Here is a 16,101-nt window from a genome sequence, read left to right as displayed (position 1 = left end):
GGGAGCACCCATGGCCAACAGCCAGAAGTTCGACACGATCGCCATCCACGCCGGCCAGGCCTTCGACCCGACCACCGGCGCCGTCATCCCGCCGATCTACCAGACCTCCACCTACGTGCAGGACGGCATCGGCAACCTGCGCGGCGGCTATGAGTACAGTCGTGGCGGCAATCCCACCCGCACCGTGCTCGAGACCCTGCTCGCCGCGCTCGAGGGCGGCAAGCACGGCCTGGCGTTCGCGAGCGGACTCGCCGCGGAAGACACCATCCTGCGCGCCATCCTCAAGCCGGGAGACCATGTTGTGCTCGGTAACGATGTCTACGGCGGAACCCACCGCCTCATCAATACCGTGCACGCCGCCTGGGGCGTGCTCAACACCACGGTCGAGATGAGCGACCTCGCGGCGGTCGAAGCAGCGATCCGCCCGGAAACGAAGATCCTCTGGGTCGAGACGCCGAGCAACCCGCTCATGAAGATCAGCGACATCGCGGCGCTCGCCCAAATTGCGCACCGGCACGGCGTGGTCGCGATCGTCGACAACACCTTTGCGTCACCGGCGCTGCAGCATCCGCTTGAATTCGGCGCCGACGTTGTCGTGCACTCGACCACCAAGTACCTCGGCGGCCACTCCGACGTGCTCGGCGGGGCGCTCATCATCAACGACGACGAGCTGCACGAGAAAGCCCAGTTTCTGCAGTTCGCGGCCGGGCCGGTGTCGGCGCCACTCGACTCCTGGCTCACCGTGCGCGGCATCAAGACGCTCTCGGTGCGCATGGACCGTCACTGCAGCAACGCCCAGGTGATCGCCGAGTTCCTCGACGATCACCCCGCCATCGAGCAGGTCTACTACCCGGGTCTGCCCGCACACCCCGGCCACGAACTGGCGAAGAAGCAGATGTCCGGCTTCGGTGGCATGATCTCCATCGCGTTCGCTGGTGGCGCGGCCGCTGCGCGCCTGTTCGCCGAGTCGATGCAGCTGTTCCAGCTGGCGGAGTCGCTCGGCGGGGTCGAGTCGCTCGTGAACTACCCCTCCGAGATGACGCACGCCTCGGTGCGCGGCACAGAGCTTGAGGTTCCCGACAACATCGTGCGCCTGTCGGTCGGTATCGAAGACGTCGCCGACCTCATCGCCGACCTGGAGAGCGCGCTGCCCCGCGCCTGACCCGGCCTGCTCGTGGGACGGGGCCCGGGCCCCGTCCAACTTGCGGATCGGATGGGGAGTTGGACCATATTTCGGGGTACTGCGGTGCCGGGCCCACCTTCGGGAACTGGGCCCACGATTGATCATGGGCCCGGTTTCCGGGCCCGGGCCCGGAAAATGGAACACGGGTCAGGGGAGCCGGGAGAAGGCGGAGGCGCGGCGCACCTGGTCGGGGGTGGGACGGATGCCCGTGTACAGAAAGAACTGCTCCTCAGCCTGCAGGGCCACCACCTCAGCCCCCGTGATGACCGGTTTGGCGAGCGACCGCGCCGCCATAATGAGCGGTGTCTCGGCGGGCGAGGCGACGACGTCGAAGACCACGCACGCCGCCTCGATCGCCGCAGCCGGGAACGACGCATGGTCGGCCTCAGCGCCGCCAGCCATGCCGACCGGAGTGACATTGACGATCAGCTCGGCGGTGAGGTCTGCCACCTCGGATGCCCAGTCGTAGCCGTAGAGCGCGGCCAGGGCCCGGCCGGTGGCCTCATTGCGTGCCACGATCGTGCCGCGGGCGAACCCGGCGTCGTGCAGAGCTGCGGCAACGGCCTTCGCCATGCCGCCGCTGCCGCGTACGATGACCGAGTACCCGCGCGGTACCTCGTGTTCGGTCAGCAGGCGCTGCACGGCAGAATAGTCAGTGTTGTAGGCGGTCAGGTGGCCGTTGTCGTTCACGATCGTGTTGACCGAGTCAATGGCCGACGCCGATGCATCCAGGTCATCGACAAGCGCGATGACGTCTTCCTTGTAAGGCATCGACACCGCACACCCACGGATGCCCAACCCGCGCACGCCCGCAATGGCATCGGCCAGATTGGTCGGGGCGAACGCTTTGTAGATGTAGTTCAGGTCCAACTCCTCATAGAGATAATTGTGAAACCGGGTGCCCAGATTGCTCGGTCGGGCCGACAGCGAAATGCACAGGGTCATATCTTTGTTCAGAATGGGCATGCGTACAGTGTGACCTGTTCCGTCGGTTTCGTCGCGCCCCGCCGGTGCCGCGCGCCGGACCGATCGGTGTGCGAAAAACTAGGTCCGCGGGAAAACGGGCCGGGGAGCATAATGGACCTGCGCTCACAATTGTGACCGTGCACATGCGAGCAAGGTTGTCCATGTCGGCAGATCTTCCTAAAGATCGCGCGCCCAGCATCCGTGATGTTGCGCGCCTCGCCGGGGTATCGCACCAGACAGTGTCGCGCGTGCTCAACGACCACCCCAACATTCGTGAGACCACGAAGGCCCGCATCCTGCAGGCGATGGAGGAGCTGCAATACCGCCCGAACCAGGCAGCCAGGGCGCTGTCGAAGGGGCGCTCCCGCACGATCGGTGTTCTCACCGCGTCGAGCGCCCAGTATGGCCCGGCCCGCAGCGTCGCGGCCATCGAGGACGCCGCCCGGCGGCAGGGATACTTCGTTGATACCGCCAACCTGGGCGTGGCCGACCCGGCGGCGATCGAGGATGCCCTGGAGCATCTTCTCGACCAGGCGGTCGAGGGTCTCGTCATCATAGCGCCGCAGGAACGGGTGTTTGATGTGCTCGAGCGTCTGGACATCGCTGTTCCTTACGTCAGCCTGCAATCCACGGGAAAACATGACCTGCGGGCGCTCGCGGCAGACCAGATTCTGGGTGCCAGGATGGCCACCCGCCACCTCATCGAACTGGGTCACCGGGAGATTGTTCACCTGGCTGGCCCGCAGGACTGGAACGAGGCGGAAGCGCGCATGCGTGGCTTCCTGCTCGAGATTGACGACGCCGACCTGATAACCAATCCGCCGATTCTGGGGGACTGGACCGCCGACTTCGGCTATTTCGCGGGTCAGGAGCTGCTTCGATCTCGGGATTTCTCGGCGGTGTTCGCGGCCAACGACGAGATGGCGTTGGGCCTGCTGCACGCTTTGCACGACGCCAGGCTCAAGGTTCCGGGCGACGTGAGCGTAGTGGGATTCGATGATGTGCCGGTGGCCAGCCACAGCTGGCCGCCACTCACCACGGTGCATCAGGATTTTGACGGGATCGGCCGTCTCGCTTTTGCGACGCTGCTGCGCGAGATGGGAACGGGCACGGAACTGCCGACGGCCCCCATCGCTCCGCGGTTGGTCGTGCGCGGATCGACCGGACCGGTGCCGGTTTCCCGGCTGCCGTTACTTAAGCGTTATTAACGGCCCTTGACACGGCTGGGCGCAAAGGCCAGCATTGACTTCGATGTGAACGGTCACAATGACCGCTGACGGAGGAGTAAACCAATGGCGGTTGAGCACGTGATCCTGGAGATGCGTTCCATCACCAAGGAGTTTCCCGGCGTGAAAGCGCTCTCCAATGTGTCGCTCACCGTTATGGCCGGAGAGATCCACGCGATCTGCGGCGAGAACGGCGCTGGCAAGTCCACGCTCATGAAGGTGCTCTCCGGGGTCTACCCATACGGTTCGTATTCGGGTGACATCATCTTTCAGGGCACTGAGATGCGGTTCAAGGACATTCGGTCGAGCGAAGCCGCTGGAATTGCCATCATCCATCAGGAACTGGCCCTCATTCCCGAACTCTCAATCACCGAGAACATTTTTCTTGGCAATGAACCCACCAAGTGGGGCGCTATCGACTGGGTCGGTGCCAAGCGAACCGCTTACGAGCTCCTCGCTCGGGTCGGCCTTCGCGACGATCCAGACACCCTGATCAAGAACATCGGCGTCGGCAAGCAGCAGCTCGTTGAAATCGCCAAAGCCCTCAACAAATCGGTGAAGGTGCTTATTCTCGACGAGCCGACCGCCGCGCTCAACGAGGCCGACTCCCAGCACTTGCTCGACTTGATTCGGGGGCTCAAGGGCAAGGGCATCAGCTCGATCATGATCTCGCACAAGCTCAACGAGATCGAGCAGATCGCGGACTCCATCACCATTATTCGCGACGGCCGGGCGATCGAGACTCTCGATATCGCCGCCGACGGCGTCAATGAAGACCGCATCATTCGCGGCATGGTCGGCCGCAGCCTGGAGAGCCGGTTTCCCGACCGCACACCGAAAATCGGGGAGGTGTTCTTCGAGGTTCGGGACTGGACCGTGCAACACCCTCAGGTGTCCGAGCGGATGGTCGTCAAAGGGTCCAACCTGACCGTGCGCACCGGCGAGATCGTCGGAATCGCCGGTCTGATGGGTGCGGGCCGCACCGAGCTCGCCATGAGCATCTTCGGCCGATCGTACGGCAACTTCATCTCCGGCCACATCTTCAAGGACGGCAAAGAGATCGAACTGCGCAACGTAGGGGAGGCCATCGAGCATGGTCTCGCCTACGTGAGTGAAGACCGCAAAGCGCTGGGGCTCAATCTGCTCGACGACATCAAGCGCTCCATCGTCTCGGCCAAGCTCTCAAAAATCTCCGCCGGCCCCGTCGTGAACGACGCCAAGGAATACTCCATCGCCGAGGAATACCGCAAAAACCTGCGCATCAAGACGCCCAACGTCGACATGGGCGTGAGCAAACTGTCCGGCGGCAACCAGCAAAAGGTCGTGCTGGCCAAGTGGATGTTCACTGATCCCGACATCCTCATTTTGGATGAACCCACCCGGGGCATCGATGTCGGGGCAAAATACGAGATCTACGGCATCATCCAGGCCCTCGCCGCCCAGGGCAAGGGTGTGATCCTGATCTCGTCGGAGCTGCCCGAGCTGCTCGGCTTGGCCGACCGCATCTACACGATCTTCGAGGGCACCATCACCGACTGCATTGACGGTGCCGATGCCGACCCGGAATCCCTGATGAAAAGCATGACCTCTGCCAAGAAGAAGGTGCGCAGCATATGAGCAGCAACACAGCCCCGATCGACACGAAAAAAGACGAAGGTCGCAAGCCGATCTTCGGCCGCGGCAAGGGTAACCTGCGTCAATTCGGAATCCTCTTCAGCCTGATCGCCATCATCCTGCTGTTCCAGTTTCTGACCGACGGCCTCACCCTCTCGTCAGGCAACCTGATCAACCTCGTCAGTCAGTACTCCTACATCCTCATTCTCGCCATCGGCATGGTCATGGTTATCATCGCCGGCCACATCGACCTGTCGGTCGGTTCGGTCGCGGCTTTCTCCGGCATCGTGGTGGCAATCTCCATGTCGGACTGGAACTTTCCGTGGCCCCTCGCCATACTTTTCGGCCTCTTCGTTGGAGCGCTGATCGGAGCCTGGCAGGGATTCTGGGTGGCCTACATCGGTGTTCCCGCCTTCATCGTGACGCTCGCCGGCATGCTGATCTTTCGTGGCGGTAACCAGTTGATCGGTAACGCCGATACCGTTCCGGTTCCGGACGGCTTCACTCTGATCGGTGCGGGCTACCTTCCCGAAGTGGGCCCGATCACCGGCTTCAACAACCTCACGCTCGTGCTCGGTTTTCTGATCGCCATCGCGATTGCCGTGCGCGAGTGGCGGGCTCGCAAAGTGCAGAAGACGATGCACTCCGAGATATCCCCACTGTGGGGCAGCGTGCTCAAGGTGGGACTACTCGTTGCCGTCGTCATTTATGCAACCTTCCTCTTCGCCGGTGGCCGCGTCGGCACGAGTTTTCCAGTGTCGGGAATCATCCTCGGCGTGCTGGTGCTGTTCTACAGTTTCGTCACCCGCAACACCATCGTCGGCCGTCATGTCTACGCTGTGGGTGGCAACAAGCTCGCCGCGGAACTCTCCGGCGTCAACTCCCGCAGGGTCAACTTTCTCGTCATGATGAACATGTCGATCCTGTCGAGCCTGGCGGGCATGATCTTCGTGGCTCGCGCCGGGGCATCCGGCCCGCAGGACGGTCTCAGCTGGGAACTCGACGCCATCGCGGCGGTCTTCATCGGCGGCGCGGCGGTCTCGGGCGGCATCGGCACCGTGATCGGCTCCATTGTCGGTGGCCTGGTCATGGCCGTTCTGAACAACGGGCTGCAACTGCTCGGCGTGGGTTCCGACCTGGTGCAGATCATCAAGGGCCTCGTGCTTCTCGTGGCCGTCGGCGTAGACGTCTGGAACAAGAGTCAGGGACGACCGTCGATCATCGGCTTGCTCACCCGCAACCGCAAGTTGTCGGACCCGCCGCAACCTCCGCCTGCGGTGCTTCCGGATGCCGGCACGCCGGCCTCAGCGCGGCCAGCGGACAACGCTTCGAATTGAACGCCAGCGTTCCTCGAAAGTCACCGGTCCGACGTTTTTCCCACTCCAGTTCCTTTAACCCAAAACAGAAAGTGATTGACATGCGAAAAATTCTCACCGTCACAGCGGTCGCCGCGGTAGCGCTCATGGCGCTCTCCGGCTGCTCAAGCCGAGCACCCGAAACGGCCGGTGGTGGCAGTGCCGCAGCCGGGTTTGCCGAAGATGCCGTCATCGGTGTTGCGCTTCCCTCAAAGACGAGCGAGAACTGGGTGCTGGCCGGCGGACTCTTCGAGGACGGCCTCGCCGAGGCTGGCTTCGAGGGTGACGTGCAGTACGCCGGGGCATCGACCACGGTCAAGGACCAGCAGGACCAGATCTCCGCGATGGTCACCAACGGGGCCAAGGTCATCATCGTGGGCGCCCAGGACGGCGGACAGCTTGGCACGCAGGTCAAGGATGCCCATGACGCTGGTGCCATCGTTATCGCCTACGACCGCCTCATCCTCAACACCGACGACGTCGACTACTACGTAGCGTTCGACAACTTCAAGGTGGGCGAACTGCAGGGGCAGGCACTCCTCGACGGACTTGCCGCGGTGAAGCCCGAGGGGCCGTACAACATTGAGCTGTTCTCGGGTAACTCCGCCGACGCCAATGCGCCGGTGTTCTTCAACGGTGCGATGAGCGTTCTGCAGCCGAAGATCGACGACGGAACCCTCGTCGTCGCCTCCGGTCAGACCGACATCAAGCAGACCGCGACGGCCGACTGGAAGGCCGAGAATGCCCAGAGCCGCATGGACTCGCTGCTCACGAGCACCTACGGCGACCAGGAACTCGACGGCGTGCTCTCGCCCAACGACACCCTGGCCCGCGCCATCATCACCTCGGTGAAGGCAGCCGGCAAGCCCATTCCGGTCGTCACGGGTCAGGACTCCGAAGTGGAGTCGGTCAAGTCGATCATGGCGGGGGAGCAGTACTCCACCATTAACAAGGACACCCGTCTTCTCGTTGCGCAGGCCATTGACATGGTCAAGGCGCTGCAGACCGGCGGTACTCCCGAGACCAACGACGACACCTACGACAACGGCAACAAGATCGTGCCGGCGTACCTGATCCCCCCGGTCATCGTGACCAAGGAGAATGCGGCTGAGGCCTACGCCAACGACCCGAACCTGGAGCCGCTGACTAAGTAGAGCGTCGGCATCCGCTTCGCGCGCACGCCCTGACGGGCCGGTCATCACTTCGGTGGGGCCGGCCCGTTTTCGCGCGTCTGGCCGGCTTCGCCGTCAACCAGCGGATGCCCGCAAGCGATCGGCTGCGACACGCCGACCGCGATTCCACAGGCAAAATAATGTCGAGAACCATGCCTGTGGATAACCGGCTGAAGTTCCGCGGAATCAGGGCGCTTCCGCGGCCGGGAACTGTGAGCAACATGTGGAATGTCGGTGGATAACTACATAATTGTAATTACTGCATGTAGTGGCTATTGAGCCGGAAGATCACTAGATGTAGTATTGAAACTCTAGTCAGGCACTACGGCCAGACAGTAAACTTGCTCACTTTGCACGATGGTATGCACCGTGATCACCAGCGATTTCTTGCCGGTGATCACCGAGTTTCATCGAACATACTTGCGAAGTATGTCGAACAGATTTAGACTGAACAGCCAAGCAGAAAGGCCATAACCATGGCAATCACCGTTTACACGAAGCCCTCCTGCGTGCAGTGCACGGCCACCTACCGCGCCCTCGACAACAAGGGCATCGAGTACGAGGTACTCGACCTTTCGGTCGACGAGAATGCCCTGGAGGCCGTGAAGGCCCTTGGTTACCTGCAGGCGCCCGTCGTGATCACCGACGAAGAGCACTGGTCGGGCTTTCGCCCCGACAAGATCAACGCCCTCGCCGCTCGCCTCGCGTAGTCACCATCAACGCGCAACACCCCGCACCACTCTGCCGCCCGACCAGAATCGCCACCCTAGATGACTGACATTGTGTACTTCTCGAGCACCTCGGGCAATACGCGTCGGTTCGTCGAGAAGCTCGGTCGGCCGGCAGCGCGCATTCCTCTGCACGCACGCGAAGAGCCGCTCGTCGCCCAGGAACCCTTCGTGCTCTGCGTACCCACCTACGGTGGCGGCAGCGTGGGCGGGGCGGTGCCCAAGCAGGTCATCAAATTTTTGAACAACGAGACCAATCGTTCGTTGATTCGCGGCGTTATCGGCGCCGGCAACATGAACTTCGGTACGGCCTACTGCCTGGCCGGCGACATCATTGCCGCCAAGTGCAAGGTGCCCCACCTCTATCGCTTTGAAGTATTTGGAACACCGGATGATGTACGCATCGTTCACGACGGATTGGAAGAATTTTGGAAACAACAGCCGTGAAGATCACACCCATCGACGCGCCCTCTGGCATGGATTACCACTCGCTCAACGCGATGCTCAACCTGTACGGCCCGAACGGGGAGATCCAGTTCGACAAGGACCGCGAGGCGGCCCGCGAGTTCTTTTTGCAGCATGTCAACCAGAACACGGTGTTCTTTCACTCGCTGCGCGAGCGCCTCGACTACCTGGTCGAGAAGGAATACTACGAGCAGGCCGTGCTCGACCAGTACTCGTTCGAGTTCATCACGCGCCTGAACGACCTGGCCTACTCCAAGAAGTTCCGCTTTCAGAGTTTTCTCGGTGCGTTCAAGTACTACACCTCGTACACGCTCAAGACCTTCGATGGTAAGCGCTACCTCGAGCGTTTCGAAGACCGCGTCGTGATGACCGCGCTCGGTCTCGCCTCCGGCGATGAGAAGCTCGCCGTCGCCCTGGTCGAGGAGATCATTGCCGGCCGTTTTCAGCCCGCAACCCCCACCTTTTTGAACTCCGGCAAGGCCCAGCGCGGCGAGCTCGTCTCGTGCTTTTTGCTGCGCATCGAAGACAACATGGAGTCGATCTCCCGCGGCATCAACTCCTCGCTGCAGCTCTCCAAGCGCGGCGGCGGCGTGGCCCTGCTGCTCAGCAACATTCGTGAGGCCGGCGCGCCGATCAAGCAGATCGAGAACCAGTCGAGCGGCATCATCCCCGTCATGAAGCTGCTCGAAGACTCCTTCAGCTACGCCAACCAGCTCGGTGCCCGCCAGGGCGCAGGCGCGGTGTACCTGCACGCGCACCACCCCGACATCATGCGGTTTCTCGACACCAAGCGTGAGAACGCCGACGAGAAGATTCGCATCAAGACCCTCTCTCTGGGTGTCGTCATTCCCGACATCACCTTTGAGCTGGCCAAGAACGACGAGTGGATGTACCTCTTCTCGCCCTACGACGTGGAGCGCGTCTACGGCGTGCCCTTCGCCGACATCTCGGTGACCGAGAAGTACCACGAGATGGTCGACAACCCCCGCATCAAGAAGTCGAAGATGAAGGCGCGTGAGTTCTTCCAGACGCTCGCCGAGATTCAGTTCGAGTCGGGCTACCCGTACATCATGTTTGAAGACACGGTGAACAAGGCCAACCCCATCGAGGGCCGCATCAACATGTCGAACCTGTGCTCCGAGATTTTGCAGGTGAACACCCCGACCACGTACAACGAAGACCTTTCGTACAACGAGATCGGCAAGGACATCTCCTGCAACCTGGGGTCGATGAACATTGCGCTCGCGATGGATTCCGGCGACCTCGGCCGCACCGTGGACGCCGCCATTCGCGGTCTCAACGCGGTGTCGGAACAGAGCCACATCAGCTCGGTTCGTTCCATCGAAGACGGCAATGACCGCTCGCACGCCATCGGCCTCGGCCAGATGAACCTGCACGGCTACCTCGCCCGCGAGCGCGTCTACTACGGCAGCGAAGAGAGCATCGACTTCACCAACATCTACTTCTACACGGTGTTATTCCACGCCCTGCGCGCCTCGAACGCCATCGCCATTGAACGCGGCCGCACCTTCGAGGGCTTCGAAAACTCCACCTACGCCTCGGGCGCATTCTTCGACAAGTACACCGACCAGGTCTGGGAGCCCACGACCGCCCGCGGTGCCGAACTCTTCACGCAGGCCGGGGTGTCGATTCCGACGCAGGCCGACTGGGCCGAGCTGAAGGCATCCGTTGTGAAGCACGGCATCTACAACCAGAACCTGCAGGCCGTGCCGCCGACCGGGTCGATCTCGTACATCAACAACTCGACCGCGTCGATTCACCCGATCGCTGCGAAGATCGAGATTCGCAAGGAAGGCAAGTTGGGCCGCGTGTACTACCCGGCGCCGTTCATGACGAACGACAACCTGGACTACTACCAGGATGCCTACGAGATCGGTTCCGAGAAGGTCATCGACGTGTACGCCGCGGCGACGCAGCACGTGGACCAGGGGCTGTCGCTCACCCTGTTCTTCAAGGACACCGCGACGACCCGCGACATCAACCGCGCCCAGATCTACGCCTGGAAAAAGGGCATCAAGACCATTTACTACATTCGCCTGCGTCAGATGGCCCTCGCTGGCACGGAGGTGGACAACTGCGTCTCGTGCATGTTGTGAGTTTGCTGATTGTTTTCTGCATAAATCTTGAACGAAGGAACACCTCCAATGATTGACAAGCTCAAGCTGGTGTCGCACGTTGACGCGATCAACTGGAACCGGATCGAAGACGAGAAAGACGTCGAGGTCTGGAACCGACTGACCAACAACTTCTGGCTGCCGGAGAAGATTCCGCTCAGCAACGACATCCAGTCGTGGAACCAGCTCACACCGGTCGAGCAGCAGCTCACCCTGCGCGTGTTCACCGGGTTGACTCTGCTCGACACGATTCAGGGCACGGTCGGTGCCGTGTCGCTGATTCCCGATGCCATCACCCCGCACGAAGAGGCCGTCTACACGAACATCGCGTTCATGGAATCGGTGCACGCCAAGAGCTACTCGTCGATCTTCTCGACCCTGAGCAACACCAAGGACATCGACGAAGCTTTTCGCTGGTCGACCGAGAACGTGAACCTGCAGAAAAAAGCCTCCATCGTCATGGATTACTACCAGGGTGACGACCCGCTCAAGCGCAAGGTCGCCTCGGTTCTGCTGGAGTCGTTTTTGTTCTACTCGGGTTTCTACCTGCCCATGTATTTCTCCAGCCGGGCGCGCCTGACCAACACGGCCGACCTCATCCGTTTGATCATTCGTGATGAAGCCGTGCACGGCTACTACATCGGTTACAAGTTTCAGAAGGGTCTCGAGAAGTCCACGCAGGAGCGTCGCGACGAGATCAAGGACTACGCCTTCAACCTCGTCTTCGAGCTGTACGAGAACGAGGTGCAGTACACCCAAGACCTGTACGACGAGGTCGGCCTGACCGAAGACGTCAAGATGTTTCTGCACTACAACGCCAACAAGGCGCTGATGAACCTCGGCTATGAGGCCATCTTCCCGAAGGATGTCTGCGACGTGAACCCGGCGATTCTTTCCGCGCTCTCACCGAACGGCGACGAGAATCACGACTTTTTCAGCGGCTCGGGCTCGTCGTACGTGATCGGCAAGGCTGTAGTCACCGAGGACGACGACTGGGACTTCTAAGTATCTAAGTTTGTCGCTGCCAAGGCCCCTGACCGGTGAGCGGACGTACGATGGCGGTGTTCTGCACAATGATTCGAGAGGGTCGCCATGGTAGAGGTACGCGTTCTCGGGGTTGCAATCGACAGTGAGATCCATCACATCATCCTGCTGAAACCGATCGGGGAGCCGCAGGCCGTTGGAACCGTTCTGGCGATTGTGGTCGGGGAACAGGAAGCGACTTCCACGCTGATCGCCCTCAGCGGTGAGGCGCCGCCACGACCGTTATCGCACGATCTGATGAAGACGCTGATCGACACCGTTGATGCCCACCTCGAGCGAGTCGACGTCACCCGCATCGACGAAGGAATCTTCTACGCCGAAATCACTCTCGGCACTGCGGCCGGCCCATTCGTGCTCGATGCCCGGCCCTCGGATTCCGTCGCACTCGCTCTGCGCGCCGGAGCGCCGATCTTCGTCGCCGACGACGTGTTGCAGGCCGAGGGTATTCCCGCCGCGCTGGTTGAATCTGGCGGCAACGTGGAGGAGACCCCTGACCGGGAGCAATCGCTCGACGAATTCAAAGATTTTCTGGAGCACGTCGACCCGGAAGATTTTCAAAGCTGATGCTGACCGCGAGCGCCCGGGCCCGACGTTCGGATCTATTGGCCGGATGCCGCCGCTCGCGCCGCGTCGGCGGCGCGCTGCGCCCACTTGGGCACTTCGCCATAGCGCTGGAAGGGAACCAGCCGACCGGCTGCGCTGTCATCGATGAGCTGAGCCAGCCGTCGTTCGCGGGTGGCGTCCTGCTTGGCAGTGAGCGCCCAGTGGGTGACCTGTCGGCGGTAGGTCACTGTTGCTGCCTCCCAGAACGCGGATGCAGCGGGGTTCGCCGCCAGTCGTTCCGCTGCCGCAGGAGGCAGCTCCCGGTCGGGATTCTCGTGGGAATACACCCCCGATCTGTCTGCACGCCGCCGCTCGAACGCGGCAATGCCGGCCTCGCGCATGCGCCCCTCAGCGGTGAGCTTCTCCACCAACGCAATGTTGACGCCTGACCAGATGCTCGCGGGCTTACGCGGAGTCCACCGTTGGCGCCGTGCCGTGTCATCGATGCGCTGGGCCACGGAATCGATCCAGCCGAAGCACAAGGCTTCGGGCACGGCCTGCTCCCAACTGAGCCCGCGGTCGGGCACGTGCTTCTTGTAGAGGCCCATCCAGAGTTCCGTTGCGGTGGCATGATTCGCCTCGAGCCAGTTGCGGAACTCTTCGGGCGTGGCGAAGAAGACCGCCGGGCGCTCTGGTGTGCCGCCGGGCGTACCTATCGTGGACATGCCCCGAGTCTGCCAGACGGCACCGGATTGAGGCCCCCGTAATCGGCACGATTGAGGTGGTACCGAGCACTGGTGCGATTGCCCAGACCGGGACTAACGTGAGGGCGTGCCCGCTGCTGTGCTCAACGCCCGGAGCGCTCACGCCGCCGGCGTGCAGCGCCTTCTGGCAAGCTATCGCGCCGTGCCGGTGACGGCCCCGATTCGGCTGGCCAAGCGCACCTCGAATCTGTTCCGAACCCGAACGAACACCCGCGTTCCAGGCCTCGACACGTCGGGGCTGACCAACGTCATCTCTATTGACGCGGCGGCCCGGACGGCCGACGTGGCCGGCATGTGCACCTACGAGAATCTCGTCGCCGAGACGCTGCGCTACGGATTGGCGCCGCTGGTGGTGCCGCAACTGAAGACCATCACCCTCGGCGGCGCGGTCACCGGCCTTGGCCTTGAGTCGACGTCGTTCCGCAACGGTCTGCCGCACGAGTCGGTACTGGAGATGGACATTCTCACCGGCGCCGGAGACGTGCTCACCGCGTCGCCGACCGGGAATTCCGAGCTGTTTCGCGCCTTCCCCAACTGCTACGGCACGCTCGGCTACACGGTGCGTCTGAGAATCGAACTCGAACCCGTCGAGCGGTTCGTGGCGCTCACCCACGTGCGATTCCACTCGCTCGACGACCTGGTCGCGGCGATGGACGGCATCCTGATGACCGGCAGCCTCGACGGGGTTGCCGTCGACTATCTTGACGGCGTCGTGTTCGGCGCCGACGAAAGCTACCTCTGCCTGGGCCGGAAGACCAGCGATCCCGGCCCGGTCAGCGACTACTCGGGCCAGCAGATCTACTACCGTTCCCTGAGGCACGAGCGGGGCGTGACAACCGATCGCCTCACCATCCACGACTACCTGTGGCGCTGGGACACCGACTGGTTCTGGTGCTCTCAAGCGTTCGGCGCGCAGCATCCGCTTGTTCGCCGGATCTGGCCTCGAACGCTTCGGCGCAGCAGCACGTACGGCAAGCTGATGCGCATCGAACAGCGGTTTCATCTCGGCGATCGCATTGAACAACTCCACCGCAGGCCGCCCCGCGAGCGAGTCGTCCAAGACGTTGAGATACCGATCGAACGGTGCGCGGAGTTTCTCGGCTGGTTTCTGAACAACGTGCCGATCGAGCCGATCTGGCTGTGCCCGCTGCGTTTGCGGGGCGAGGAACGCTGGCCGCTCTACCCGATCCGGCCCAAGCAAGGCTACGTCAACGTCGGGTTCTGGTCGACAGTGCCGGTCGGGAGCATCGAGGGGGAGACCAACCGACTGATCGAACACAAAGTCGGCGAACTCGACGGGCGCAAATCGCTCTATTCCGACTCCTACTACTCCCGCGAGGAGTTCGACGAACTCTACGGCGGCGATAGCTACCGGGCCGCGAAGAAACGCTACGACCCCGATTCCCGGCTCCTCGACCTCTATTCCAAGGCGGTGCAACGACGATGACGACGTTCAAGGATCGTGCCACGAAGGCGACAACAGCGACGGATGCCCCGGCCGGTAAATTCACCCTCGCCCAGGTGTTGGAGATTCTTGCCGGCGGTCGCCTCCCGGTGCGATTCACCGCCTACGACGGAAGCACGGCCGGACCGCCTGGTGCACCGTTCGGGCTGGACCTGCTGACCCCGCGCGGCACGACCTACCTTGCCACGAGCCGCGGCGACCTCGGACTGGCCCGCGCCTATATTTCCGGCGACCTCGACCTGCACGGGGTTCACCCCGGTGATCCCTACGAACTGCTCAAGGCGCTCGCCGACAGCCTGGAGTTCACCCGCCCGCCGGCGCGAACGATGCTGGACATTGTGCGCTCCATCGGTGTGCGGCAGCTGCGCCCGATCGCGCCGCCGCCGGAGGAAGCAGGGCCGCGCTGGCACCGCGTCGCCGGAGGGCTGCGACACAGCAAGACCCGTGACGCCGAAGCGATCCATCACCATTACGACGTCTCGAACCGGTTTTACGAGTGGGTGCTCGGGCCGTCGATGACGTACACCTGCGCCTGCTACCCACGCGGCGACGTCTCCCTCGACGATGCCCAGGAAAACAAATACCGCCTCGTCTTCGAGAAGCTGCACCTGGCGGCGGGCGACCGGCTGCTCGACGTCGGGTGCGGTTGGGGCGGCATGGTGCGCTACGCCGCTCGCCGCGGCGTGCGGGCCACCGGCGTGACGCTGTCGAGCGAGCAGGCCGCCTGGGCCCAGCGCTCGATCGCTGCGGAGGGCCTGAACGATCTGGCGGAGGTGCGCTTCGGCGACTACCGCGACATCACCGAAACCGGGTTTGACGCGGTGTCGTCCATTGGGCTGCTCGAGCACATCGGCGTTCGCAACTATGCGGCGTACTTTCGTTTTCTGCAATCCCGATTGCGGCCCGGCGGCTTATTGCTCAATCACTGCATCACCCGGCCGGAGAATCGAACTGAACCGTCTACCCGCGGGTTCATCGATCGCTACGTCTTTCCCGACGGCGAGCTCACCGGTTCGGGCCGGATCATCAGCGAAGCGCAGGATGCCGGCTGGGAAGTGCTGCACGAAGAGAACCTGCGTCACCACTACGCGCTGACGCTGCGCGACTGGGGCGCCAACCTCGTCGAGCATTGGGACGAGGCGGTCGCCGAGGTCGGGCTTGCCACCGCGAAGGTGTGGGGGTTGTACATGGCGGGCTCGCGGCTCGGGTTCGAGAGCAACGGGATCCAGCTGCACCAGGTGCTGCTGGCCAGGCCAGACGAGCGGAGCGGTGGGGGCGGGCATCCGCTGCGGCCGTGGTGGACGCCCTAGCCCTCGTTCGGCGAAGACGGGCCAGAGAAGCGGATGCGCACGGGCAGGCCTGTACGATGGAGACTCGTTGACTAGTCCGCGAATGGGGGTCAGGGCGGCTCGTTGGATTCTTCGCTGCCAACGACCGGTCT

Annotated in this window: 14 protein-coding genes; 12 read left to right on the top strand and 2 right to left on the bottom strand. The window is 62.7% G+C overall.

Annotation, left to right across the window (positions count from 1 at the left end):
- Window positions 1-10 precede the first annotated feature (10 nt).
- Window positions 11-1,162 (top strand): cystathionine gamma-synthase, encoded by a 1,152-nt coding sequence (locus E3O25_RS15220; RefSeq protein WP_134361562.1) that lies wholly within the window; start codon window positions 11-13, stop codon window positions 1,160-1,162.
- A gap of 168 nt (window positions 1,163-1,330) precedes the next feature.
- Here the strand turns inward: E3O25_RS15220 and E3O25_RS15215 are convergent, their stop codons facing one another.
- The gene (locus E3O25_RS15215; RefSeq protein ID WP_092106267.1) at window positions 1,331-2,149 is read right to left on the bottom strand and encodes a shikimate 5-dehydrogenase; all 819 of its coding nucleotides are present in this window, start codon (window positions 2,147-2,149) and stop codon (window positions 1,331-1,333) included.
- A gap of 161 nt (window positions 2,150-2,310) precedes the next feature.
- On the opposite strand from E3O25_RS15215, the gene E3O25_RS15210 reads away from it, so the two are divergent.
- The 9 genes from E3O25_RS15210 to E3O25_RS15170 all read left to right on the top strand — a co-directional run bounded on the left by E3O25_RS15210 (window position 2,311) and on the right by E3O25_RS15170 (window position 12,452).
- Window positions 2,311-3,357, top strand: coding sequence for a LacI family DNA-binding transcriptional regulator (locus tag E3O25_RS15210; RefSeq protein WP_134361561.1), 1,047 nt, complete (start codon window positions 2,311-2,313; stop codon window positions 3,355-3,357).
- An 84-nt stretch (window positions 3,358-3,441) separates the two neighbouring features.
- Complete coding sequence (gene mmsA / locus E3O25_RS15205; RefSeq protein WP_092106263.1) at window positions 3,442-4,992, top strand: multiple monosaccharide ABC transporter ATP-binding protein; 1,551 nt, start codon at window positions 3,442-3,444, stop codon at window positions 4,990-4,992.
- A complete protein-coding gene (gene mmsB / locus E3O25_RS15200; protein WP_092106261.1) occupies window positions 4,989-6,326 on the top strand; it encodes a multiple monosaccharide ABC transporter permease in 1,338 nt (445 codons plus the stop codon). The genes mmsA and mmsB overlap by 4 nt, the downstream gene beginning before the upstream one ends.
- An 80-nt stretch (window positions 6,327-6,406) precedes the next feature.
- Window positions 6,407-7,498, top strand: coding sequence for a sugar-binding protein (locus E3O25_RS15195; RefSeq protein ID WP_134361560.1), 1,092 nt, complete (start codon window positions 6,407-6,409; stop codon window positions 7,496-7,498).
- Window positions 7,499-7,992: 494 nt separating this feature from the next.
- The gene (gene nrdH, locus E3O25_RS15190) at window positions 7,993-8,226 is read left to right on the top strand and encodes a glutaredoxin-like protein NrdH (RefSeq protein WP_035880942.1); all 234 of its coding nucleotides are present in this window, start codon (window positions 7,993-7,995) and stop codon (window positions 8,224-8,226) included.
- 60 nt (window positions 8,227-8,286) lie between these two features.
- Window positions 8,287-8,691: a class Ib ribonucleoside-diphosphate reductase assembly flavoprotein NrdI gene (gene nrdI, locus E3O25_RS15185; RefSeq protein WP_092106257.1), complete on the top strand. Its 405-nt coding sequence runs from the start codon at window positions 8,287-8,289 to the stop codon at window positions 8,689-8,691.
- Between the two features lie 29 nt (window positions 8,692-8,720).
- Window positions 8,721-10,826: a class 1b ribonucleoside-diphosphate reductase subunit alpha gene (nrdE, locus tag E3O25_RS15180; protein WP_092106794.1), complete on the top strand. Its 2,106-nt coding sequence runs from the start codon at window positions 8,721-8,723 to the stop codon at window positions 10,824-10,826.
- 48 nt (window positions 10,827-10,874) lie between these two features.
- A complete protein-coding gene (gene nrdF / locus E3O25_RS15175; RefSeq protein ID WP_092106255.1) occupies window positions 10,875-11,849 on the top strand; it encodes a class 1b ribonucleoside-diphosphate reductase subunit beta in 975 nt (324 codons plus the stop codon).
- Window positions 11,850-11,936: 87 nt separating this feature from the next.
- The gene (locus E3O25_RS15170) at window positions 11,937-12,452 is read left to right on the top strand and encodes a bifunctional nuclease family protein (RefSeq protein ID WP_134361559.1); all 516 of its coding nucleotides are present in this window, start codon (window positions 11,937-11,939) and stop codon (window positions 12,450-12,452) included.
- Window positions 12,453-12,487: 35 nt separating this feature from the next.
- On the opposite strand, the gene E3O25_RS15165 is transcribed toward E3O25_RS15170, so the two are convergent.
- A complete protein-coding gene (locus E3O25_RS15165) occupies window positions 12,488-13,156 on the bottom strand; it encodes a YdeI family protein (protein WP_134361558.1) in 669 nt (222 codons plus the stop codon).
- Window positions 13,157-13,262: 106 nt separating this feature from the next.
- On the opposite strand from E3O25_RS15165, the gene E3O25_RS15160 reads away from it, so the two are divergent.
- Window positions 13,263-14,642 carry an FAD-binding oxidoreductase gene (locus tag E3O25_RS15160; protein WP_092106249.1) on the top strand — a complete coding sequence of 460 codons (1,380 nt, stop codon included), beginning with the start codon at window positions 13,263-13,265 and terminating at the stop codon, window positions 14,640-14,642.
- Window positions 14,639-15,970, top strand: a complete 1,332-nt coding sequence (locus E3O25_RS15155) for a class I SAM-dependent methyltransferase (RefSeq protein WP_092106247.1) — start codon at window positions 14,639-14,641, stop codon at window positions 15,968-15,970. Before E3O25_RS15160 ends, E3O25_RS15155 begins: the two co-directional genes overlap by 4 nt.
- Window positions 15,971-16,101 lie beyond the last annotated feature (131 nt).

Source organism: Cryobacterium sp. TMT1-3 (assembly GCF_004402315.1).
Classification (GTDB): Bacteria; Actinomycetota; Actinomycetes; order Actinomycetales; family Microbacteriaceae; genus Cryobacterium; species Cryobacterium luteum.
The sequence above is the reverse complement of the archived record's forward strand: the minus strand, read 5'-3'. Positions and strand labels throughout refer to the sequence as shown.